The organism is Peribacillus sp. FW305-BF15 (assembly GCF_058783805.1).
This window is the reverse complement of record NZ_JBYSYV010000007.1, coordinates 16,269-39,546: the sequence shown is the minus strand read 5'-3', so window position 1 is coordinate 39,546 and position 23,278 is coordinate 16,269. Positions and strand designations below refer to the sequence as shown.

Here is a 23,278-nt window from a genome sequence, read left to right as displayed (position 1 = left end):
TTTCCTCGAATATATCTCCAGTCAGTCTGGGACTTCCGATTGGTCTAATCCTAAACCATGATTTTAAAACAAGACTAGATTATTCTTCATGTTTTTTTACTGTAATCCTTATTGGATGGAAGAAATTTGCGACACTCCTGCCGAATTACTGGCTAGGCGAGGAGGCTTGGCAGACAGTCGGCGGAAAGGGAGCGGATTTCTGAAATCCACTGGAACCTTTTTAAAACAAAAAAACTGCAGCCAAACTCGCTTTTCCTCGAGTTCGTCTGCAGTCTGTAACAGGTTTAATGTCCGCCTAAATAGGCATTCTTGATTTCTTCGCTTGCGGTCAGTTCCTCTGATTTGCCTGATAGGACGATTCGGCCGGTTTCGACAACATAGGCTCTGTCCGCGATGGATAGTGCTAAGTTGGCATTTTGTTCGACCAGCAGAATCGTCGTACCTGTTTTGTTGATTTCTTCGATGATATGAAAGATTTGCTTCACCAATAATGGAGCAAGTCCCATCGATGGCTCGTCCAGTAACAGAAGCCGGGGCTTGGCCATGAGTGCCCTGCCCATCGCGAGCATTTGCTGTTCCCCGCCGGAAAGGGTTCCGGATTGCTGTTTCAGGCGCTCCAGCAAACGTGGGAATAATTCATAGACTTTCTCCATGTCCTGCTTGATGCCTGCCTTATCCTTACGTAAATAAGCACCAAGCTGAAGGTTTTCTTCGACGGACATGTTAGCAAATACCCGCCGGCCTTCAGGGACATGGGAAATGCCCATTTTCACGATGGATTGTGCTGCCTTTCCTCCGATGGAATCCCCTTCGTATATGATCTTCCCTTGTTTTGGTTTTAATAGGCCGGAAATGCTCTTCAGCAACGTGCTTTTCCCGGCTCCGTTCGCCCCGATCAGGGTTACGATTTCGCCTTCGTTAATAGAAAGCGAGATTCCTTTCAAGGCTTGAATGTTTCCGTAATAGACGTTGATGTCCTCGATTTTTAACATTATGAAACCTCCTCGCCCAGATAGGCCTCGATGACTTTTGGATTGTTACGGATTTCTTCTGGCTTTCCTTGAGCGATCAGTTGCCCGTGATCGAGTACATATATGCGTTCGCAAACACCCATGACGAGCGGCATATCATGTTCTATCAATAATACGGTCAAATCGAATTTCTCACGGATGAGGGCAATCAGGTTCATGAGTTCGTGCGTTTCCTGGGGGTTCATCCCCGCTGCCGGTTCATCGAGCAAAAGCAGTTTCGGGTTGGCGGCAAGGGCACGGGCGATCTCCAAACGTCTTTGTTTACCATATGGCAGGTTCTTTGCCTTTTCATCCTTATATTGATCAAGGTTGAAGATCTTCAGGAACTCAATCGCTTTTTCATCCATTTCCTTTTCGCCTTTAAAATGGATCGGCATGCGGAAGATCGAACTTAAGATGCCATGCTTCGAAAGCGAATGATAGGCCACTTTTACATTGTCGATCACGGATAGCTCACTGAATAAGCGAATGTTCTGGAATGTCCGGCTGATCCCTTTTTGCGTGATTTTATATGGAGGCAGTTTTCTTAAGTTCTCACCTTCCAATGAAATGGTGCCCTCCGTCGGGACGTAAACTCCTGTCAGCAAGTTAAAGAAAGTGGTTTTTCCAGCGCCGTTCGGCCCGATCAAGCCAATTAGTTCTCCTGGATATAATTCGACGTTAACATCAGAAACGGCTTTAAGCCCTCCGAACTGGATACCGACCGAATCGACTTTAAGCAGCGGTGTTTTTATTTTTTTCATGGCTGCTTCCTCCTTTACGTTTGAACATGGATGTTATTTCTTTGGTACCCATTAAACCTTGCGGGCGATAGAGCATCATCACGATAAGCACAAGACTGTAGATGATCATTCGTGTTTCCGGATAATCCTGCAGGAAAGTCGTGACTACCGTCAGTAATATCGCTGCCAATACGGCACCGGAAAGACTTCCAAGACCGCCAAGTACGACAAGGATCAAAATATCAAATGATTTCAGGAATCCGAAGTTCGATGGCTGGATGATATAGAAGTTATGAGCGTAAAGCCCGCCAGCGATACCGGCAAAAAAAGCACCGATGGCAAAGGCGACAACTTTATAATAAGTCGTGTTGATTCCCATCGAATCGGCAGCCGTTTCGTCCTCGCGGATCGATATGCAGGCTCTTCCGTGGGTCGAGCTAGTAAAGTTTCGGATGACGATGATCGTTACGATGACGGAAGCGAATACCCACGGCCAAGTGGTCAAATGGGAAACCTGCATGCCGCTCGCCCCGCCGACATAATCGATATTCAAAAGCATGATCCGGACGATTTCCCCAAAACCAAGGGTCGCAATCGCCAGATAGTCACCTTTTAAGCGTAAGCTAGGAATTCCGATGATCAATCCTGCCAGCGCTGACGCCAAACCGCCGACTATCAATGCCGCATAAAATGGCATTTCCAGCTTCATCGTCATGACGGCTGAAGCATAGGCACCGACTGCCAGGAATCCGGCATGCCCGATGGAGAACTGCCCGGTTATCCCGATGATCAAGTGCAGGCTCGCCGCCAGAATGATATTGATCCCGATGAACATGAGCGTATTTTGATAAAAAGGATTTAGCGATCCGCCGCCGATTAACACTTGAACTACGGCGAAAAAGATCAATGATAGTGAAATCGAGAGCCAAAAACCTTTTGCTCGCTTAATTGTAGTCATTGCTTTGTCTCCCCTATACTTTTTCTTTTTTGTTTTTACCGAATAAGCCTTGTGGCATGAAAATCAAGATAAGAATCAGTACGACGAAGGCTACAGCATCACGCCACAATGAGTAACCGGCGGCACTGACCAAAGCTTCGATGACTCCTAGCAATAGGCCACCGACCATCGCGCCCGGTATAATCCCGATCCCTCCAAGTACGGCGGCAACGAATGCCTTCAATCCCGGAAGCACACCCATGAGCGGCTCGATCTTAATATAGTAAATACCGAAAATGACGCCCGCTGCCCCAGCCAATGCGGAACCGATTGCAAAGGTGGCAGAAATCGTGTTATCGACATTTATACCCATCAGCTTAGCTGCATCCGCATCGTAGGAAACGGCACGCATCGCTTTTCCAATTTTCGATTTATGAACGATGATTTGAAGGATGATCATCAAGACTACCGCCACTCCAAAAATCAAAATCGATTGACTATTGATGGAAACTCCAAAAATATTGAACTTGTCTGTCGGCAATACATCATTCGGATAAGCTTCCGGCTGTGCACCGCGGACGTAGATGAATCCGTATTCGATCAAAAGGGAAACACCGATGGCCGTGATAAGTGCCGCGATACGTGTTGCGTTACGCAATGGCTTGTACGCGATACGTTCGATCAATACTCCAAACAGAGCACAGACCGTCATCGAGATTAATAGGGCGGGCACGAATGACAGATCCAGGACCGTTATTGAGTAAAACCCAACGAATGAGCCGACCATGAATACATCGCCATGTGCGAAGTTTATCAATTTAACAATCCCGTAAACCATCGTATATCCGAGAGCGATAAGGGCATAAATACTTCCTAATGAAACCCCGTTAATTAACTGTTGTATCAATTCCATGTTCGACTCTCCTTGAAAATCTAATTTTATGAGTGATTAGTCCAGACTCTTTTTATTCCGCTAAGGGAATGTTCAGCACCCTGGCATGCTTGAAAAATGAGAATTCGCCAGCACCTTCTTATTAAGGAAGGGCCGGCGAAAGGGTTGGAGTTGTTCTCCGAAATTAAGGATTGATTTTTGTGTTGAATACTTGTTTTCCTTCTTTAAATTCAAGGATGGTGGCAGATTTGATTGGATTATGTTTTTCATCCAATGTGAATGTACCCGTAACAAGCTCAAGGTCAGCCGTTTTTTCCAGCGCTTCTTTGATTTTTTCCGAATCCGCTGAACCAGCACGTTTAATCGCGTCTGCAAGGAAGTATCCTGTGTCATATCCTAGGGCATTGAATGCATCCGGGGACTTATCTTTGTATTTCGCTTTAAATGCTGACACAAAATTCTGAATTTTCTCATCAGGATCACCTGAAGAATAATGGTTCGTGATGAACGTATTATTTAGAGCTTTTGCACCGGCAATTTCAACTAGCTTAGGAGAATCCCAGCCGTCGCCGCCCATGAATGGAACGTCAAGTCCAGTTTCCCGTGCCTGCTTCACGATCAGACCAGCTTCCTCATAGTAACCAGGAAGGAAAATGAAATCAGGTTTTGCCGATTTCAAACGAGTCAATGTGGAACGGAAATCAGTATCCTTCGCAATGTAAGCTTCCTGAGCAACAACTTTTCCGCCATTCTTTTCGAATTGTTCTTTAAAGGCTGCGGCTAACCCTTTTGAATAATCACTTGAGCTGTCAATATAGATGGCTGCACTTTTCGCTTTGATTTCTTTTGCGGCAAAGTTTGCAGCTACCGTCCCTTGGAACGGATCGATGAAGCTTGTCCTGAAGACGTAATCGTTCAATTTATCCTTGCTGAAAGTGATTTCAGGACTTGTACCAGAAGGTGAAATGACCGGCACTTTATTATCTTGGGCAATCTGTACTTGTGCAATCGAGTTCGTGCTTGTTGCTGCGCCCACGATCGCTGCAACCTGATCTTGCGATGTCAGCTTGATCGCCCCGCTTGTCGCTTCGGACGCTTCAGATTTATTATCGACTTTAATTAGTTTGATTTTTTTACCGTCAATGCCTTCTTTATTGATTTCTGCAGTTGCAAGCTCCAGACCTTCTGCAATCGATTGTCCATATGAAGCTACACCGCCTGATAATTCAAGGTTGACACCGATTTTGATCGTATCTCCATCCCCGCTTGATTTTTCAGATGAACCAGAGCCGGAACAACCCGCTAGCACTCCTGCAGCAAGTGATAGAGAAAGGAATGCACTTGCTAATTTTTTCTTTTTCATAAATAATCCCCCCATTTTGTAATCAAGCTCTGATGCATGAATATTTATTCATGATCCTTCAGAAAAAAATTGATTAGATGAAATGTTTCAAATTAAATTAATATTTCGAAAAATAGTTTACCGCATAATTTTCATTCCGTCTATACAATAATTGCGAGAAGATTTCGGTAATTAGGATATTTTTCACAGGTAGTGCTCTGTCATTTTTATCTTTATATATTTTAAATATTGCGACAATAGGCGATATAATCAGAAAAACCGGATAATTAAATTATATTGATATTATAAATTCCTTACTTACAGATCAAAAAATTTTATTCATTCTCTAATTTTCCCCATCCTATTAATTACATTTTTACCAAAATACAAGTATATTGATAGGGAATTAAACCCAGTTTTTTCGTGTTTTTTTAGTCTTAATTCCTATATCAAAATTGAATAATACTATATTGGATGTATAAAATCATGCATGAAACCCTGTTCTTTTTTATCTTCCTGCATATTCTGCATAACTCGATCAACAAACAAAAAAACCGCCAAACGGCGGTTTTAGTGGCCTCCTAAATAGGCCATTTTTATTTCTTCACTTGATGTTAGTTCCTCTGCATTGCCCGACAGGACGATTCGGCCCGTTTCAACGACATACGCCCGATCTGCAATGGATAAGGCGAGGTTGGCGTTTTGCTCGACCAAAAGGATCGTTGTGCCGGACTCACTGATTTCCTGGATGATGTTGAATATTTGCTTCACCAGAAGCGGTGCAAGGCCCATCGAAGGTTCATCGAGCAGTAATAATCGCGGTTTCGCCATTAAGGCCCGACCCATTGCAAGCATCTGCTGTTCCCCGCCTGAAAGCGTGCCAGCCTGCTGTTTGATTCTTTCCAGCAGCCTCGGAAATAGCTCGTATACCTTTTCCATATCCTTATGGATGCCATCTTTGTCTTTCCGCAAATAAGCCCCAAGCTCCAGGTTTTCGGCCACCGTCATGTTGGCGAAGACACGTCGTCCTTCAGGCACATGGGATATGCCCAGTTTCACGATGGCCTGTGCCGCTTTTCCCCCAATCGAATTGCCTTCGAACAGAACTTTTCCTTGCTTTGGTTTTAACAGACCGGAAATCGTTTTGAGCAGCGTGCTTTTTCCCGCTCCGTTCGCCCCGATCAAAGTCACGATTTCCCCTTCATTTATCTCCATGGAAACCCCTTTTAGCGCTTGGATATTGCCGTAATAAACATTGATGTCCTCTATTTTCAGCATCAGGAAACCTCCTCCCCTAGATATGCCTCGATAACCTTTGGATCGTTGCGGATTTCATCCGGCTTTCCGTGAGCGATGAGCTGTCCATGATCAAGGACATAAATCCGTTCGCATACACCCATGACCAGTGACATATCATGTTCGATTAGCAAAACGGTCAGGTTGAACTCCTTCCGGATAAAAGCAATGAGGTTCATTAATTCTTTCGTTTCATGGGGGTTCATCCCGGCTGCCGGTTCGTCCAGTAAAAGAAGTTTCGGATTGGCGGCAAGGGCACGGGCTATTTCCAGCCGCCTTTGCTGTCCGTATGGAAGATTCTTCGCTTTTTCATCCTTAAAATGGTCAAGATTGAAAATCCGCAAAAATTCGAGCGCCTTTTCATCCATTTCCTTTTCCCCTGAAAAATGTCCGGGCAACCGGAATATGGAGCTTGGAATTCCATGCTTGGCAAGCGAGTGGTAAGCAACCTTCACATTATCGATCACGGATAACTCACTGAAGAGACGAATGTTTTGAAAGGTCCTCGAGATCCCTTTTCGGGTAATTTTATAAGGCTGCTGCTTATTTAGATTTTCCCCGTTCAAAGCGATCGTTCCTTCTGTAGGGACATACACACCCGTCAGTAAATTGAAGAAGGTCGTTTTCCCAGCTCCATTCGGCCCGATCAGGCCTACAAGTTCCCCTGGAAATAATTCCACGTTCACATCGGACACCGCTTTCAATCCGCCAAAGCGTATACCCACCGAATCTACCTTAAGCAACGGTATTGTGGCTTCCATCCTTTGGGCCCCCTTTCGTTTTTTTATGTGTGAACAATGATGTGATTTCTTTTGTTCCCATTAACCCCTGCGGGCGGAAAATCATCATCAGGATCAGGACAAGACTGTAGATGATCATCCTCGTTTCCGGGTAATCCTGAAGGAATGTCGTCACGATCGTCAGTAAAATGGCGGCCAAAACCGAACCTGAAAGACTTCCAAGACCGCCAAGTACGACGAAAATCAGTATATCGAAGGATTTCAGGAAACCGAAATTCGATGGCTGGATAATATAAAAATTATGGGCATAGAGCGATCCGGCAATTCCGGCAAAAAAAGCTCCGATGACGAAGGCCGCCACTTTATAATAGGTCGTATTGATTCCCATCGCATCAGCCGCCGTTTCATCTTCCCTTACGGATATGCATGCACGCCCGTGAGTCGAATTGGTGAAATTCCTGATGACTAAGACGGTGATCATGACACAGGCAAAAACCCATGGCCAAGTAGTCAGGTGGGATACCTGCATCCCGCTTGCACCGCCTACATATTCAATATTCAAAAGGACGATCCGGACAATTTCCCCAAAACCAAGGGTGGCTATCGCCAGGTAATCCCCCTTCAGGCGCAAGCTGGGTATCCCGATCACCATACCCGCAACAGCGGCGATGACGCCCCCAGTCAATACAGCTATGATAAAAGGAAGTTCCAGCTTCATTGTCATGACTGCCGAAGCATAGGCCCCAACCGCTAAAAAACCTGCATGCCCGATCGAGAACTGCCCGGTTATTCCAATGATTAAATGAAGGCTCGTCGCCAGCATGATATTGATGCCGATGAACATAAGCGTGTTGATATAAAATGGATTGAGGATACCGTTTGAAATGGTGTACTGCATGATTCCGAAAAAAATAAGTGCGAGCACGATCGAGAGCCAAAAACCCTTTGAATTCTTTAAAGTAGTCATCGCCATGTCTCCCCTACACTTTTTCTCTTTTATTTTTACCGAATAGTCCCTGCGGCAAGAAAATCAAAATCAAGATAAGTACGACGAAAGCCACACCATCGCGCCATAATGAGTAACCGGCGGCACTGACCAAAGCCTCGATCACTCCAAGCAGCAGACCGCCGACCATCGCTCCCGGAATGATGCCGATGCCGCCCAAGACGGCTGCGACAAATGCTTTGAGGCCAGGAAGGACACCCATCAACGGTTCGATTTTAATATAGTAGATGCCAAAAATGACACCAGCCGCCCCTGCCAGGGCCGAACCTATGGCGAACGTAGCGGAAATCGTATTGTTCACATTAATTCCCATCAGCTTGGCCGCCTCGGAATCGAATGAAACGGCACGCATCGCTTTGCCGATTTTGGTTTTATGGACAACGAATTGCAGGATGATCATTAAAATGATGGATACGGATAAGATCAATATCGATTGACTGCTGATGGAAACTCCGAATATATCGAGTTTATCCATCGGAAGGACATTATTTGGATAGGCTTCCGGCTGGGCGCCCCGGATGTAAATCAGCCCATTTTCTATCAGAAGGGAAACACCGATGGCCGTTATCAAAGCCGCGATCCGTGTTGCATTACGAAGGGGTTTATAAGCAATGCGTTCAATTAAAACGCCAAAGATGGCACATGTGGCCATTGAAATCAATAAAGCCGGGATGAAGGATAAGTCCATTACGGTAATGGCGTAAAAGCCCACAAATGAACCGACCATGAATACGTCTCCATGGGCGAAGTTTATGAGTTTGACGATTCCATACACCATCGTATAACCAAGCGCGATCAAAGCATAAATGCTTCCGAGTGAAATGCCATTTACCAATTGCTGAATCAGTTCCATATTGCACTCTCCCCGTTAAGGTGTTTTTTAAGTGAATATAGAATAGGGGGGACTTGCCCCCTATCCACGTAAGGTATTATGGATTGATTTTTGTTTTGAATGTTTGTTTGCCATCCACATATTCCAGGATGGTCGCCGATTTGATCGGATCATGATTTTCATCAAGGTTCAGCGTTCCGGAAACTAATTGAAGATCTTTGACATCTTCCAATGCTTGTCTGATTTTTTCAGGGGAAGCATCTCCAGATCTCTTGATGGCGTCTGCCAGGTAGTACCCAGTGTCATAGCCAAGTGCGGCAAAGGCATCCGGTGTTTTATCGTATTCCTTTTTGAAGGCTGCAACGAAATCCTGGATTTTGGCATCTTCATCTTCCGGGGAATAGTGATTCGTGATATACGTATTTTTTAAAGCTTCCGCTCCGGCAATTTCAACGACCTTCGGGGAATCCCAGCCGTCCCCGCCCATGAATGGAAGGTCTATGCCGTCTTCACGTGCCTGTTTTAGGATCAATCCGACTTCCTCATAATAACCAGGAAGAAAAACGAACTCAGGTTTTGCCGATTTGATACGTGTCAATGTAGAACGGAAATCAGTATCTTTCGTTACATAAGCTTCTTCCGCCACGATTTTACCGCCCTTGGCAGTGAATGCTTCTTTAAAAGCCGCGGCCAATCCTTTAGAATAATCGCTTGCGCTATCCACATAGATCGCAGCCGTCTTTGCTCCAATTTCGTCAGATGCGAAATTGGCTGCCACCGTACCTTGGAATGGATCGATAAAGCAAGTTCTGAACACATAATCATTTAATTTTCCAGCTTTGTTGGTAATGTCGGGATTTGTTGCAGTTGGTGTGAGTAGAGGAACTTTATTATCCTGTGCGACTTGAACCTGTGCCAATGTATTCGTGCTTGTCGCAGATCCGACTACAGCCACAACCTTGTCCTGGCTGACTAGCTTGATCGAACCGCTTGTAGCTTCTGCTGCATCTGATTTATTATCAACCTTCACGATTTCCAATTTTTTACCGTCGATGCCCTCTTTATTAATCTCATCGATGGCCAGTTTCAAACCATCGGCAGCCGATTGGCCGAATGATGCCGTACCTCCGGATAATTCAAGGTTGGCCCCAATTTTAATGGTGTCACCCGATTTTGATGAACCCCCGCTTGAACTGCTGGTTTTCGAGTCGCCGCTGCAACCTGCCAGCGCCCCTGCAACCAAAGAAAGTGATAGAAACACTCCTGCTAGCTTTTTCTTCTTCATTTGAAACCCCCTTGTTTTAATATGTTCTTTTAAACGAAAAGAATATCTGAATAAAAATAATATTCTGAAAATATAGTGTATCTCATTCTTTCGACCCCGTCTATATGATATGGATAAAAAAGTTATTTAAAGGAATATCTACATATTCGCCACAAAAAAACTGACCCTTTATAGAGTCAGTTGATTTTTATCAATCATTTACACGGCGAACTTCAATGTCTTTCAATAGATCATTGATCACCCAACTTGCTGCAATTAAGCCCGCAACGGATGGTACGAAAGCATTCGAAGACGGAGGCATTTGGGCTTTACGGATTTTTGCCTCATCATTGCCGACTTCTTTCCGCACATCCTCCCGAATGACAATAGGGCTCTCGTCGGAAAAGACAACGGGAATTCCCTTTGTTATGCCCTCTTTACGCAATCTAGTACGAATGACCTTGGCAAGCGGATCGGTATGCGTTTTGGAGATATCGGCAATTTGAAAACGCGTCGGGTCCATCTTATTAGCGGCCCCCATGCTTGAAATCACCTTGATATTCCGTTTGAGGCACTCCTTCATCACATGTATCTTGTAAATGACCGTATCCGATGCATCAATGACATAGTCCAAGCCATAACTGAAGAATTCTTCAAACGTCTCTTCTGTATAGAACATTTTAAGAGCGATCACTTCGCAGTCGGGATTGATATCTTGAATGCGATTTTTCATCAATTCCGCTTTCGGTTGACCGACTGTTGATAATAGAGCATGAATCTGCCTGTTTACATTTGTGATGTCGACATCGTCTTTATCCACAAGAATAATACGGCCTACCCCGGAACGTGCCAATGCTTCGGCTGAAAATGAACCGACGCCTCCAACACCCAGGACTGCAACGGTCGTATTTTTCAGTATATCGATTCCTTCCTTGCCAATTGCCAATTCATTTCGTGAAAACTGATGCAGCATATATATTCAACTCCAATAAATTCTGTTCTTATTTAGCTTCCCAATTAACAATATATCATAAACATCATTAATGACAAGCGAAATATGAGCAGTCTAATCGGAATTAGTGTGCTAGGTCATTTTTGATAATTTTTGAATGACGGTTGCCAATAGGAGTGTCCTTTCCGTAAGGCTGGGAATTTCCAAATACTCCTCTTCACTATGTGCATTCCCTCCAATGGGCCCGAGTCCATCCACTGTCGCGATTCCCAAATCAGAAGTGATGGAAGCATCCGAACCTCCACCTGTGGCCGTATCCGTGATTTCGATGCCGATTTCCTTCCCAGCCTGGCGGATCGTCTCTAAAAGCAAGTTCGTTTTCTCATTCTTTTCCATGGGAGAGCGGTCCATTTTCCCGCTTAATGTCGTTTTCGTTCCTGGAATATAGGTTTCCGCACATATTTTTTTCAGTTGCTTGAGGATGATGGCTTCCTGCCTTTTTTCCGAAATCCGTACATCCACAAAAGCGGCAGCATGGGACGCAATCATATTGACAGCGGAGCCCCCTTCAATTTTGCCAACATTCACGCTGATTCCTTTCTGCTGATCATTCAATCGATGTAAGGCGATGATCTTATGGGCCAATTCTTCAATTGCACTTCGTCCCTTTTCCGGTTCGATCCCTGAATGGGCGGCCACCCCCGCAATATCCACTTTAAACTGACCGCAGCCCCTTCTTGCCGTTACGAGCGAACCGTCCGTCCTTGCCGGTTCAAGAATTAGCGCAAACTTCTTATTGGCCGCTTTTTCCGATATGAGTGAAGCGGATGACGGAGACCCGATCTCCTCATCACTATTAAGAATGATCTGGACATGCTGATAGCCTGTCTGCCCCGTCTGTTTCAGGCAAAGGATCGCATAAAAAAGCTCAACCAAACTAGACTTCATATCCGCCACACCAGGACCGTATGCCCGATTTCCCTTCACTTTAAAAGGACGTTTTTGCGCTGTGCCCTCCGGAAAAACCGTATCCATATGGGCAACGACCAGAATATGCGGTTGATGCGCATCACGGTGCTGGATGACCAGCTGATTGCCATAATTCTGCTGCTCAACGGTATCCACAATAAAATCCAGGCTTTCAAATTTCGTTTTCAAAATCGAACCAATTTCATCAATACCCTTTTTCGTATGAGAACCACTATCTATATTCACTAGCCGCTCCACTAATTGAAGCATTTCCATCCTCTTTGCATACAATAAATCTTTCAAAGCCCTCACTACTTTCTATCCTTAGCTGACTATTGCTCAACCTTACTATAATTTACGACTCTATATTGCGGAATGTTACTTAAATGGGAATATTTGAAGATTATTCGCTGGTTTTTGGTAGTTTTCTTTGAGTATGGGGTCTTTATTCGTGAGTCTGGATCGATTACTCGTGAATTTGCGGCATTTACTCGCGAGTTTGCACCATTTACTCGTGAGTTTGCGCCGTTTACTCGTGAGTCCGCCATTTACTCGTGAGTTTGCACCATTTACTCGTGAGTTTGCACCATTTACTCGTGAATTTGGCTCTTTTACTCGTGAATTTCCGCTGTTTACTCGTGAGTTCGCCATTTACTCGTGAATTAATCCATTAAGTTTATAAGCTCTATTTTTAAATTGCCCCGAATAAGGCAATTCCAGTGAAGACAGCATCCGCTGCATAATATCAATTGAATCTATTTGTAAAAAGAGCCGTGCTTGTTTATTTGTTATATTGGGTTTTATGAGGAGAGCAAAATCGCGAAGAGCTTGAATGTGGGCATCTTTGGAGGCGTAAGAACATTGACTGCATGACCATTTGCCCCAGTGATAGTGCATATGGAAAGCAGCGCATTCAGGACATTGAACGCTTTTTAGCAGATCTTGCTCATCGATTTGATATAAATTGAGTATATCAGGATTAAGTGGAGTGTTTTTTTGCAGAATCGTGTTCGAAAGTCTAGTGCTCTGCCTTTGGGTTAATTGCTCAGAAGGATACTTTTTTTCAAGGGTATTGATTTTGGTGATGAGGGTTTCTTTTCCCGTGATTTTTTTGAAAATGGGGGTAAAACCTGGGGTAGTCCTGATGATCGTATTCGAGTTTGCGTTGGCAATTAACGTTTCAATCGGCAGCGAGGGGAATTTGTGAAAAGTAAGCCAATCATTTAATCGGGATTTTTGTACGTCGACCTGGATTAGCGGATCCAGATATGCCTGTTCCTGTCCATCTTTTGAACGAATCAACTGGGGATAGGTGCGGTCAAAATAGAGCGTTCCCGCAAAGTTTTTCACTTCAATGATGATACAGTAATTCCTGGTGATTATTAGGAAATCCATTTGAAAATAACGGCTCCCATCGTGGTCTAACCTCAAATCATGAAATACTCGAAATTCTTTCGGGAGATTCTTCAACTCCTTTCCAATACTCCGCTCCCCGTTAAATCCTGTACGAACTTTCCGGAAATCGTTCATTATTATTTCCTGTTTTGGATGATTTGATGATAGCCTCCTGCTTAATGCCTCCAATTTGAGCATTTTCATAGGCATCTCACACGGTTTTAACATCCATACATCAACTCCTTCTTCTTAAGCTTCTTTATTAATGCCCTTTTTTCCTGCTAGGAACTGAAATCAGACGTTTTACCGTAAGTTTACTCTTTTTAATTCATGAGATTTGTAGCTTACTCGTGATTTTCCGCTGTTTACTCGTGAGTTCGCCATTTACTCGTGAGTTTGAACGGTTTACTCGTGAGTTTCCGCTATTTACTCGTGAATCTGCCATTTACTCGTGATTTTTCGCTGTTTACTCGTGAGTTTGCACCATTTACTCGTGATTTTCCGCCATTTACTCGTGAATCTGCCGTTTACTCGTGAGTTTGCACCATTTACTCGTGATTTTCCGCTGTTTACTCGTGAGTTTGCACCATTTACTCGTGATTTTCCGCTGTTTACTCGTGAGTTTGCATCATTTACTCGTGAATTTCCGCTATTTACTCGTGAGTTTGCACCATTTACTCGTGATTTTCCGCTGTTTACTCGTGAGTTTGCACCGTTTACTCGTGAATTTCCGCTGTTTACTCGTGAGTTCGCCGTTTACTCGTGAGTTTGCACCATTTACTCGTGAATTCCCGCTATTTACTCGTGAGTTTCCGCTATTTACTCGTGAGTTTGCACCATTTTCTCGTGAATTTCCGCTGTTTACTCGTGAGTTCGCCAATTACTCGTGAGTTCGCCAATTACTCGTGAATTTGCGCCATTTACTCGTGAGTTTGCACCATTTTCTCGTGAATTTCCGCTGTTTACTCGTGAGTTTGCACCATTTACTCGTGAGTTTGCGCCGTTTACTCGTGAGTTTGCACCATTTTCTCGTGAGTTAACTATTTTAATGCACAAAAAAACCCATGTTATTTAACATGAGTTGCTTTGTAAGGTGTAAGAGTCCCAATTGTGCCGTTTACGCCTTTGTTTTGAACCCGCTCTCCGCAGGTGGGTGCTCGGTTCCTCGCGTTTGTAAGTCCTCTTCGAGGGAGGCTTTTACGCGGCCAGGAAACTAGTGCTCCCGGTAACTATAAGTGTTCGGTCAAAACTTATAGGTTAAAGAACGAACACATCAGGACTCTTACTTGTTGAAAACATCATAGCATAATGCTTAACTCTATTTCAAGGAAAAACACATAGGTATTTTTTCATATTTTTCCCAAATGAATTATTTTTTAAGTGCAGCAAGCCTTAGGTTAAGTTCGGCCAATTGCTTGTCACTTACGGTACTCGGTGCGTCAACGAGCAGGTCGCTTGCGCTTGCTGTTTTCGGGAACGCGATGGTGTCGCGAAGGTTCGTGCGGCCTGCAAGCAGCATGACCATGCGGTCCAGTCCAAGGGCGATTCCGCCGTGTGGCGGCGTTCCGTATTCGAATGCATCCATTAGGAAGCCGAATTGTGCGTTTGCTTCTTCTTCGGAGAATCCAAGAACTTTGAACATTTTTTCCTGAACGTCGCGTTCGAATATCCGCAGTGATCCACCGCCAAGTTCGTAGCCGTTCAAGACAAGGTCATATGCTTGTGCACGGACGCTTGCTGGGTCTGATTCCAGTTTGTCCATGTCTTCACGGAATGGCATTGTGAATGGATGGTGTGCTGCATAGTAGCGTCCTTCTTCTTCGTCATATTCAAGTAATGGCCAGTCCGTCACCCATAGGAAGTTGAATTTGCTTTGATCGATCAAGCCTCTTTCTTTACCAAGCTTGATGCGAAGTGCTCCAAGTGCATCTGCGACTATGCCTTTCTTATCCGCCACGAATAGGATTAAATCGCCCACTTCAGCTTCCAATGCAAATACTAATTGCTGTTGATTTTCTGCGAAGAATTTGGCGATTGGCCCTTTTACACCGTCTTCTTCAACTTTTAGCCATGCAAGGCCTTTAGCACCGTAAATCGCTGCAAATTCAGCCAAGCCATCAATGTCTTTACGGGAATAATCCGCATTTCCGTCCTTAACGACGATCGCCTTAACTTGTCCTCCGCTTGCAACAGCACCGGTGAACACTTTGAAATCACTGTCTTTGACGATTTCGGAAACATCTTTAAGTTCCATTCCGAAACGTGTATCCGGTTTGTCGGAACCGTAACGGCTCATCGATTCATTGTAAGTCATTCGAGGGAATGGCAGTGTTACGTCCAATCCTTTTACGTCTTTCATCACTTTAGCCATCATGTTTTCTGCCGTGTTAATGATATCTTCTTGGCTCATGAAGCTTGTTTCAATATCAATTTGCGTGAATTCAGGCTGTCTGTCAGCACGTAAGTCTTCATCACGGAAACAGCGGGCAATTTGATAATAACGTTCGAAACCGGATACCATCAATAGCTGCTTGAAGATTTGCGGTGATTGCGGAAGTGCATAGAACTCCCCTTCGTGTACGCGGCTAGGCACTAAATAATCACGTGCTCCTTCAGGTGTACTTTTTGTTAAGATTGGTGTTTCGATATCAAGGAAGCCTTCACCGTCCAAGTAATCACGGATCGCTTTTGTTGTTTTGTTGCGCATTTTCAATGTTTCGAACATCGCCGGACGACGCAGGTCCAGATAACGATATTTCAAGCGGATGTCTTCTGATACATCCGTTCTTTCATCAATGATGAATGGAGGGGTCTTTGCTTCGTTTAAAATTGTAACGTTTTCGGCTTGAACTTCGACGGTCCCTGTTGTTACGTTCGGGTTGAAGTTGGCTTCGTCACGTTTGATGACGGTCCCTTGGATATCAAGGACGTATTCATTACGGATTTTTTCGGCTGTGGCAAGCGCGTCTGCCGAAATGTCCGGATTGAATACGACTTGGACGACTCCGCTTCTGTCACGTAGATCAATAAAGATGACCCCGCCCAAATCCCGGCGTTTTTGTACCCATCCTTTTAATGTTACTTTTTCACCAATAGCTGCTTCTGTCACTTCACCATTGAAGTATGTTCTGCCAAACATGGTATTTCCCCCTTAAGCCTGTAGCTTTTTGAATTGTTCAACGAATGTTGCAAGATCCATTTGGACTTGTTCACCGGTTTCCATGAACTTTACATTGATTTTATTATTTGCCAATTCATCATCCCCAAGTGTCGCCACATATCTTGCTTCGAGGCGGTCGGCTGATTTGAATTGTGCTTTCACTTTACGATCTTGATAGTCTTTTTCGACGGTAAAACCGGCATTCCGCAATTGATGGGCAAGTTTGACGGTATAATCCTTGGCTGTTTCACCTAGTGAGACAAGATAGCAGTCAATTCCCTTTTTGATCGGAAGCTCGATGTTTTCTGCTTGGAGGGCAGCAATCAGCCGTTCGATGCTAAGTGCAAAGCCGATTCCTGGTGTTTCCGGTCCGCCAAGTTCTTCAGCCAGCCCGTTATAACGGCCGCCGCCGCAAAGTGTAGTGATGGCGCCAAAGCCTTCTGCATCACTCATGATTTCAAATGCGGTATGATTATAGTAATCCAAGCCCCTCACTAGAGTCGGATCTTCGACGAAATCGATTTCCAAATCGCTTAAGTGCTGTTTCACCTTTTCGAAATAAGTACGCGATTCATCATTTAAATATTCAATGATGGAAGGAGCCGTGTTCATCAATTCGTGATCGTGATCCTTTTTGCAATCCAGGATACGCAATGGATTTTTTTCGAGGCGGTTTTGACAATCGCCGCAAAACTCGCCGATGCGTGGTTCGAAATGTTTGATTAACGCATTGCGATGCGCTGTCCGGCTTTCCTTATCACCAAGGCTGTTGATGACTAGCTTCAGCTTTTTCAAACCAAGTTCCTTGTACAGGTTCATCGCAAGTGACAGAACCTCTGCATCGATTCCGGGATCCTTACTTCCTAAAGCTTCGATGCCGAATTGAACGAACTGGCGGAATCGACCTGCTTGCGGACGCTCGTAACGGAACATCGGCCCGATATAATAAAGCTTGACCGGTTGATTGGCCCACCCGAACATTTTGTTCTCGATATATGACCTTACAACCGATGCAGTGCCTTCCGGACGAAGGGTTAAGTTCCTTTCACCGCGATCTTGAAAGGAATACATCTCCTTTTGAACGATATCGGTTGTATCCCCTACACCACGTAAAAATAATTCCGTGTGTTCAAAAATCGGTGTGCGGATTTCTTTATATTGGTAACGGTGACAAATATCACGCGCTGTGTTCTCGATATACTGCCATATTTCCGTTTGGCCAGGCAATAAATCCTGGGTTCCTCTAGGAATCTGAATAGACATATTTGTTTCCTCCTTTAAAGCAAAGCGGCCTTTCTTATACGGCACGCTATACTGATTTTTTCCAAACAAAAAACTCCCGCCCCTTGTAACGTATATGTTACAAGGGACGAGAGTTTGGATATCCCGTGGTGCCACCCTAGTTGAAGCACAAAAAAAGTGCCCCCGCTCAAAAACAGTTAACGCCTGTTTTACGTCCATCTCCTATTAAGTAAATCCGTTCGGAGTGAAGCCTACGGAGGGTTCTTTCATTAAGTCATCATGTGGAATGCTTTCAGCCTCGGCATTTCCTCTCTTTTCATGTGTTTCTTAATTACTCTTCTCCATCATTGGTTATTGCAGTAATAAGTCTGATATTTTATAATCATACGGACGTTAACATCAAATGTCAAGGCAGACTGAGGATTTTTATCGCTTTTTACTGGTTCAAACGTTTTTTCAAATTTTTGATCGTCCGGACATTGACCCCGAATTCGGATGCCAATTCAACAAGGTTTGCGCTTTGTTCCTTTTGGATGAAATCGTGAAAATCGACACCCAGTACTTGGTTGCCTCCGCTTAAGCTCGTTTGATCTTTTTCGCTGAATTTCATGTGGTTTCCCTCCTACAGTTATATAAGCTCTATTCTTTCCTAAAAAAATTGTTTTTTGCACAGGGAAAGAGGGAAATTTTCATTGAACGAGAATACATACATATAGACATTAAAAGGGAGAGACAACTTATGAAGAAGAAATCGGGTTTATTCGGCCTGACACTGATGCTGATATTCTCAGCGATTTTCCCCGTCCATTACGCTTTTGGAAAAGATGATGGGGAAAATATCGTGACGACCCAAGTGGTCAATGTCCGTGAAGGTGCAGGTCTCAGTTTCCCTATCGTAAAAAAACTGTCAAAAGGGGAATCGTATCCCATTCTGAATGAAGATGGCGACTGGATTGAAATCCGGATTGGCACCGGCAAAACGGGCTGGGTTGCCAATTGGTTAGTGGAGAGACAAACAGGGTCTGATACCAATCAGGTCAAAAAGGAATCCGGACAAGGGACGATATCAGGCAGCTCCGTCCGTGTCCGAACAGGCCCCGGCACTACATTTCAAACGGTTGGGTCCTTGAGTAAAGGAACTTTTGTTGACATCATTGAAAAGAATGAGAATTGGATAAAGGTCAAAACGGCGGATATCGAAGGCTGGGTCTCTGCTGACTACATAACGCTTCCCTCCGCATCAGAAAAAGCAGCGAAGAAAGATTCAACTAGGGAAAAAGGAACGAATCAATCCGTAAAAACCGGAGTAACTTTGGTGGACCGGCTCAATGTCCGTTCGGATCCATCAACAAGCAGTGCCGCTCTCGGAAAGCTGAATAAAAATACGTCAGTGACCGTCTACAGGGTTGAAAATGAATGGGCGGAAATTGATTTCCAAGGAACCCGCGGTTGGGTAGCTGAACCCTACATACAAGTAAGCGAAAATCATGTTGATATGAAAAAGGACACGGCAGGCGCTACTGCAAGGGTGACCGCCGCGGGTTTAAATGTCAGGAATGAAGCCTCGCTCAAAAGCAAGGTCATCGGTTCGGTGAACAAGGATGAGACTTACGCTGTGCTCCAAACAAAGGGAAATATGACACAGATCCAGCTCACTGGTTCAAAAAAGGGCTGGGTAGTGAGTTGGTACCTGGAAAAAGAGAATGTTGAGCAAACGGCGAAGGAAAAAAAGGTTGATGTAAAAGGAAACAAGATTACCATCATTCATGATGGTACGATCTTTAGAAATGAGCCGGATGGCAACTCGGGGATTGTAAAGCAGGCCAATGCAGGTGAAACGTTCACGGCATCAGGTATGGAAGGCGACTGGTATTCCATTAAACTAAAGGGCGGGAAAACAGCTTATGTGGCCGGATGGATCGTGACGATCGAAGGGAATGCCGAGCAGATCCAACGACCAGGCGTTGAGAAATACCTAAAGGATAAAACGATTGTGATCGATCCCGGACATGGCGGCAGGGATAGCGGTACAATCGGAGTCGGTGGAACACTTGAGAAAAACCTGACGATTCGAACGGCAGAATTGCTGCGGGACAAACTTCAGGCGGCAGGGGCTAAAGTGATCCTGACCAGGAGCGGAAATACTTATGTTCCACTCCCTTCCCGGGTCAGCACTTCTCATATACATAATGCGGATGCTTTCATCAGCCTCCATTATGATAGCACCAAGGACCAGATCACCAGCGGGATAACCACATATTACTATCATGACTACCAGCGTGCGTTGGCGGCGACACTGGCCAATTCAATCGGTTCCACCATGCAGGTGCCCAATCGCGGATCACGATACGGGGATTATCATGTGACCCGTGAAAATAAACGGGTAGCTACACTCATTGAACTAGGCTATTTAAGTAATCCAGTGGAAGAATTGACATTAACATCGAATGAGTATCAAGAAAAAATCACATCGGCCATCTATAATGGCTTGGCACGGTATTTTAAATAAGGACCTGAAAAGCCAGCTTCGTATAAGAAGCTGGCTTTTCTGCAAAAAAAAACCTGCCGCAGCAGGTCATTTTTTGCTTTCGAGTATTAATGTGACGGGACCGTCATTAGTAAGCTGAACATCCATCATGGCACCAAATTGACCTGTTTCCGTATGGACGCCTTTTTTGCGGAGTTCCTCGTTAAATGCTTCATATAATTCATTCGCCTCTTCAGGACGGGCGGCGTCCATGAAGTTCGGTCGACGGCCTTTACGGCAATCGCCGTATAAGGTGAATTGTGAAACGGATAAAATCGAACCTCCCACATCCAATAGTGAGTGGTTCATCTTTTCATTTTCATCTTCAAATATTCTTAGATTGACAATCTTTTCGGCCAAATAGGCGGCGTCATCGATCGTATCTCCATGGGTGACACCAACCAATAGGACGAGACCGCTGTCGATTTGTCCGATTATTTGGTCTGCGACAACTACTTTTGCCGCTTTGGAACGTTGTAAAACAACACGCATGGCAATAAAAACTCCTTAGTTCATGATCCTTCTAACGGAATAAACATCTGAAATTTGTTTAATACGGTCGACAACCTTTTGCAAATGGGCAATGTTATGAATATAAATCGACATGTGAATGGTCGCCACCTTATTCCTGTCGGATTTACCCGAGACCGCTGATATGTTGGTCTTGGTTTCATTGACGGCTTGAAGGACTTCATTCAATAAGCCGCGACGGTCATAGCCGCTGATTTCAATTTCCACGATGTATTCCTTGCGTTCGTTAATCGTACTTTCCCATTCAACCGGTACAAGACGATGATCGGCATCCCCGCTATCCAGATTCGGGCAATCTTGCCTATGAACTGAAACTCCACGGCCTTTGGTTATATAACCAACGATTTCGTCCCCTGGTACTGGGTTGCAGCAGCGTGATAAGCGGATAAGCAAGTTATCAATCCCTGGTACCTGTACGCCCGAGTCACGTTTTTTAGATGTATTGGAGAAGGTTTTCAGATCGGCTACCGCTTCAGAAATATCCGCTTCTTGCTCGACCATTTTCTGCTTGCGCCATTTTTCGGTAAGGCGGTTAGCTACCTGAAGGGCTGTTATTCCGTTATATCCGACTGCTGCATACATATCCTCTTCATTCAGGAAGTTGAATTTATCCGCAACACGCCTGATATTCTCGGCAGCCAGGATTTCCTTCAGGTCGAACTCCATATCCTTGATTTCCTTTTCAACAAGCTCTTTGCCTTTTTCGATATTTTCTTCCCGGCGCTGCTTCTTGAAAAATTGGCGGATCTTATTTTTCGCTTGAGATGTTTGCGTCAGTTTAAGCCAATCCTGACTTGGACCATATGAATGCTTCGATGTTAAGATTTCTATGATATCGCCAGTTTTCAGTTTATAATCCAGCGGTACCATTTTCCCGTTTACTTTGGCACCAATCGTTTTGTTCCCGATTTCCGAATGAATCCGGTAAGCGAAATCAATCGGGTTGGATCCTGATGGCAGTTCGATGACATCGCCTTTTGGAGTGAAAATGAATACCATATCAGAAAAAAGATCTATTTTAAGGGATTCCATGAATTCCTCGGCATTAGTCGCATCATCCTGGAATTCAAGAATTTCCCGGAACCATGTCAATTTTTCTTCCAGTGAAGGCTGTTCACCGACATCTTTTCCCTCTTTATAAGCCCAGTGCGCTGCAACCCCGAACTCGGCAATGCGATGCATATCGGAAGTACGGATCTGCACTTCCAGCGGATCGCCTTTCGGTCCGATCACCGTCGTATGGAGCGATTGATACATATTCGGCTTCGGCATCGCGATATAGTCTTTGAATCGGCCAGGCATCGGTTTCCAGCATGTATGGATGATCCCTAAAACGGCATAGCAATCTTTTATGCTATTGACGACGATCCGAACGGCAAGCAAGTCATAAATTTCGCTGAACTGTTTATTCTGCAAAGCCATTTTGCGATAAATGCTGTATATATGTTTCGGCCTGCCTGATAGGTCAGCCTTAATGTTAACTTCCTCAACGTTTTTACGCACTTCATCAATGACTTCTTCCAGATAGTTTTCACGTTCTGCACGCTTTTTCTTCATCAGGTTGACGATTCGGTAATACTGCTGAGGATTCAAATATCTTAGTGCAGTATCTTCCAGTTCCCATTTAATCGTGCTGATCCCAAGACGATGGGCAAGCGGTGCGAAGATTTCCAGCGTCTCGTTCGATATCCTTCTCTGCTTTTCCTGCGGCAGATGCTTCAATGTCCGCATATTATGCAGTCTGTCCGCAAGCTTGATCAAGATGACCCGTATATCCTGCGCCATCGCCACGAACATTTTCCGATGGTTTTCCGCCTGTTGCTCCTGCTGTGATTTGTATTTGATTTTCCCTAACTTGGTCACGCCATCCACAAGCATGGCGACTTCAGGACTGAAATTTTCTTCAATATCCTTTAAAGTGATCTCCGTGTCTTCAACAACATCATGTAAAAAACCTGCCGCAATGGTTGCAGGGTCCATTTCAAGATCAGCCAGAATGCCCGCCACTTGAATCGGATGAATAATATACGGCTCTCCCGATTTACGGAATTGTTCTCGGTGAGCATACTCTGCATACTTAAACGCTCTATGAATAAATTCAGCTTCTTCCGGCTGAAGATATAAGCTGGCCCGTTCTACAACCTGCTCGGCAGTCAATATTTGATCATTAGCCATTTAATCACCTTAACCCCACTTTAACTGCCACCGGATATGATCCGGATTGAGTATGATTGGTAGCACTTCCCTTTATTCTGCAAAACGTGACAATTTTTGCGAAAAAAAATAAATCCGCTTAAACGGATAAAAGTGCAAATAAACTTATTAGCAGAAAAACTCTTTATTATTACTATTATCGAAAAAAAAGGCAAGGATGTAAAGAGTTAAACGTGTATTTTATTAAGAATAGTGCATTTTTTCACTGGAAATTCGACAAAATCCA

Annotated in this window: 22 protein-coding genes, 1 other RNA gene and 1 other annotated feature; of the genes, 4 read left to right on the top strand and 19 right to left on the bottom strand. The window is 44.4% G+C overall.

The window, feature by feature from the left end; genetic code table 11:
- Positions 1 to 203: hypothetical protein (locus AC3WLU_RS08950; protein ID WP_492597140.1), on the top strand; the 203-nt coding region annotated here is incomplete at its 5' end.
- Positions 204 to 284: 81 nt separating this feature from the next.
- Here the strand turns inward: AC3WLU_RS08950 and AC3WLU_RS08945 are convergent.
- The 12 genes from AC3WLU_RS08945 to AC3WLU_RS08890 all read right to left on the bottom strand — a co-directional run bounded on the left by AC3WLU_RS08945 (position 285) and on the right by AC3WLU_RS08890 (position 12,295).
- On the bottom strand, positions 285 to 992 hold the full coding sequence (locus tag AC3WLU_RS08945; protein WP_413024446.1) for an ABC transporter ATP-binding protein: 708 nt from the start codon (positions 990 to 992) through the stop codon (positions 285 to 287).
- Entirely contained in the window at positions 992 to 1,774 is a 783-nt protein-coding gene (locus tag AC3WLU_RS08940; protein WP_034308746.1) for an ABC transporter ATP-binding protein, read from the bottom strand. The genes AC3WLU_RS08945 and AC3WLU_RS08940 overlap by 1 nt, the downstream gene beginning before the upstream one ends.
- Positions 1,746 to 2,711, bottom strand: a complete 966-nt coding sequence (locus tag AC3WLU_RS08935; RefSeq protein WP_034308749.1) for a branched-chain amino acid ABC transporter permease — start codon at positions 2,709 to 2,711, stop codon at positions 1,746 to 1,748. The genes AC3WLU_RS08940 and AC3WLU_RS08935 overlap by 29 nt, the downstream gene beginning before the upstream one ends.
- Positions 2,712 to 2,724: 13 nt before the next feature.
- Entirely contained in the window at positions 2,725 to 3,603 is an 879-nt protein-coding gene (locus AC3WLU_RS08930; protein WP_034308751.1) for a branched-chain amino acid ABC transporter permease, read from the bottom strand.
- A gap of 163 nt (positions 3,604 to 3,766) precedes the next feature.
- On the bottom strand, positions 3,767 to 4,945 hold the full coding sequence (locus AC3WLU_RS08925; RefSeq protein ID WP_413001182.1) for an ABC transporter substrate-binding protein: 1,179 nt from the start codon (positions 4,943 to 4,945) through the stop codon (positions 3,767 to 3,769).
- Between the two features lie 549 nt (positions 4,946 to 5,494).
- Positions 5,495 to 6,202 (bottom strand): ABC transporter ATP-binding protein, encoded by a 708-nt coding sequence (locus AC3WLU_RS08920; protein ID WP_492597139.1) that lies wholly within the window; start codon positions 6,200 to 6,202, stop codon positions 5,495 to 5,497.
- Positions 6,202 to 6,981, bottom strand: coding sequence for an ABC transporter ATP-binding protein (locus AC3WLU_RS08915; RefSeq protein ID WP_063590527.1), 780 nt, complete (start codon positions 6,979 to 6,981; stop codon positions 6,202 to 6,204). Before AC3WLU_RS08915 ends, AC3WLU_RS08920 begins: the two co-directional genes overlap by 1 nt.
- Entirely contained in the window at positions 6,956 to 7,927 is a 972-nt protein-coding gene (locus tag AC3WLU_RS08910) for a branched-chain amino acid ABC transporter permease (RefSeq protein WP_034308758.1), read from the bottom strand. Before AC3WLU_RS08910 ends, AC3WLU_RS08915 begins: the two co-directional genes overlap by 26 nt.
- Before the next feature lie 13 nt (positions 7,928 to 7,940).
- Positions 7,941 to 8,819, bottom strand: a complete 879-nt coding sequence (locus tag AC3WLU_RS08905) for a branched-chain amino acid ABC transporter permease (RefSeq protein WP_034308761.1) — start codon at positions 8,817 to 8,819, stop codon at positions 7,941 to 7,943.
- Between the two features lie 76 nt (positions 8,820 to 8,895).
- Complete coding sequence (locus tag AC3WLU_RS08900) at positions 8,896 to 10,083, bottom strand: ABC transporter substrate-binding protein (protein ID WP_057276612.1); 1,188 nt, start codon at positions 10,081 to 10,083, stop codon at positions 8,896 to 8,898.
- A gap of 190 nt (positions 10,084 to 10,273) precedes the next feature.
- A complete protein-coding gene (locus AC3WLU_RS08895) occupies positions 10,274 to 11,035 on the bottom strand; it encodes a tRNA threonylcarbamoyladenosine dehydratase (protein WP_048684392.1) in 762 nt (253 codons plus the stop codon).
- A gap of 111 nt (positions 11,036 to 11,146) precedes the next feature.
- A complete protein-coding gene (locus tag AC3WLU_RS08890; protein ID WP_347877866.1) occupies positions 11,147 to 12,295 on the bottom strand; it encodes a M20 family metallopeptidase in 1,149 nt (382 codons plus the stop codon).
- Positions 12,296 to 12,434: 139 nt separating this feature from the next.
- Between AC3WLU_RS08890 and AC3WLU_RS08885 the strand changes: the two genes are divergently transcribed.
- Positions 12,435 to 12,644, top strand: a complete 210-nt coding sequence (locus AC3WLU_RS08885; protein WP_492597138.1) for a hypothetical protein — start codon at positions 12,435 to 12,437, stop codon at positions 12,642 to 12,644.
- Here the strand turns inward: AC3WLU_RS08885 and AC3WLU_RS08880 are convergent.
- The gene (locus tag AC3WLU_RS08880) at positions 12,635 to 13,606 is read right to left on the bottom strand and encodes a nuclease-related domain-containing protein (protein WP_492597137.1); all 972 of its coding nucleotides are present in this window, start codon (positions 13,604 to 13,606) and stop codon (positions 12,635 to 12,637) included. The genes AC3WLU_RS08885 and AC3WLU_RS08880 overlap by 10 nt on opposite strands.
- Before the next feature lie 244 nt (positions 13,607 to 13,850).
- On the opposite strand from AC3WLU_RS08880, the gene AC3WLU_RS08875 reads away from it, so the two are divergent.
- The gene (locus tag AC3WLU_RS08875) at positions 13,851 to 14,144 is read left to right on the top strand and encodes a hypothetical protein (protein WP_492597136.1); all 294 of its coding nucleotides are present in this window, start codon (positions 13,851 to 13,853) and stop codon (positions 14,142 to 14,144) included.
- Positions 14,145 to 14,475: 331 nt separating this feature from the next.
- Here the strand turns inward: AC3WLU_RS08875 and ssrS are convergent.
- From ssrS to AC3WLU_RS08855, 4 genes are all read right to left on the bottom strand, one after another.
- Positions 14,476 to 14,661: non-coding RNA, 6S RNA (ssrS, locus tag AC3WLU_RS08870), on the bottom strand.
- An 86-nt stretch (positions 14,662 to 14,747) separates the two neighbouring features.
- On the bottom strand, positions 14,748 to 16,517 hold the full coding sequence (gene aspS, locus AC3WLU_RS08865) for an aspartate--tRNA ligase (RefSeq protein WP_492597135.1): 1,770 nt from the start codon (positions 16,515 to 16,517) through the stop codon (positions 14,748 to 14,750).
- A gap of 12 nt (positions 16,518 to 16,529) precedes the next feature.
- On the bottom strand, positions 16,530 to 17,801 hold the full coding sequence (hisS, locus tag AC3WLU_RS08860) for a histidine--tRNA ligase (RefSeq protein WP_098186796.1): 1,272 nt from the start codon (positions 17,799 to 17,801) through the stop codon (positions 16,530 to 16,532).
- A gap of 99 nt (positions 17,802 to 17,900) precedes the next feature.
- Positions 17,901 to 18,137: a binding site (T-box leader), on the bottom strand.
- A 79-nt stretch (positions 18,138 to 18,216) separates the two neighbouring features.
- Positions 18,217 to 18,390 carry a hypothetical protein gene (locus AC3WLU_RS08855; RefSeq protein WP_034308777.1) on the bottom strand — a complete coding sequence of 58 codons (174 nt, stop codon included), beginning with the start codon at positions 18,388 to 18,390 and terminating at the stop codon, positions 18,217 to 18,219.
- A gap of 129 nt (positions 18,391 to 18,519) precedes the next feature.
- Here AC3WLU_RS08855 and AC3WLU_RS08850 point away from each other — a divergent pair, with 129 nt between their 5' ends.
- Complete coding sequence (locus AC3WLU_RS08850; RefSeq protein WP_492597134.1) at positions 18,520 to 20,289, top strand: N-acetylmuramoyl-L-alanine amidase family protein; 1,770 nt, start codon at positions 18,520 to 18,522, stop codon at positions 20,287 to 20,289.
- 66 nt (positions 20,290 to 20,355) lie between these two features.
- Here AC3WLU_RS08850 and dtd read toward each other — a convergent pair whose 3' ends face one another.
- Both dtd and AC3WLU_RS08840 read right to left on the bottom strand, forming a co-directional pair.
- On the bottom strand, positions 20,356 to 20,799 hold the full coding sequence (gene dtd, locus AC3WLU_RS08845; RefSeq protein WP_053535817.1) for a D-aminoacyl-tRNA deacylase: 444 nt from the start codon (positions 20,797 to 20,799) through the stop codon (positions 20,356 to 20,358).
- A gap of 15 nt (positions 20,800 to 20,814) precedes the next feature.
- Positions 20,815 to 23,013, bottom strand: coding sequence for a RelA/SpoT family protein (locus AC3WLU_RS08840; RefSeq protein ID WP_034308787.1), 2,199 nt, complete (start codon positions 23,011 to 23,013; stop codon positions 20,815 to 20,817).
- Between the last annotated feature and the right edge of the window lie 265 nt (positions 23,014 to 23,278).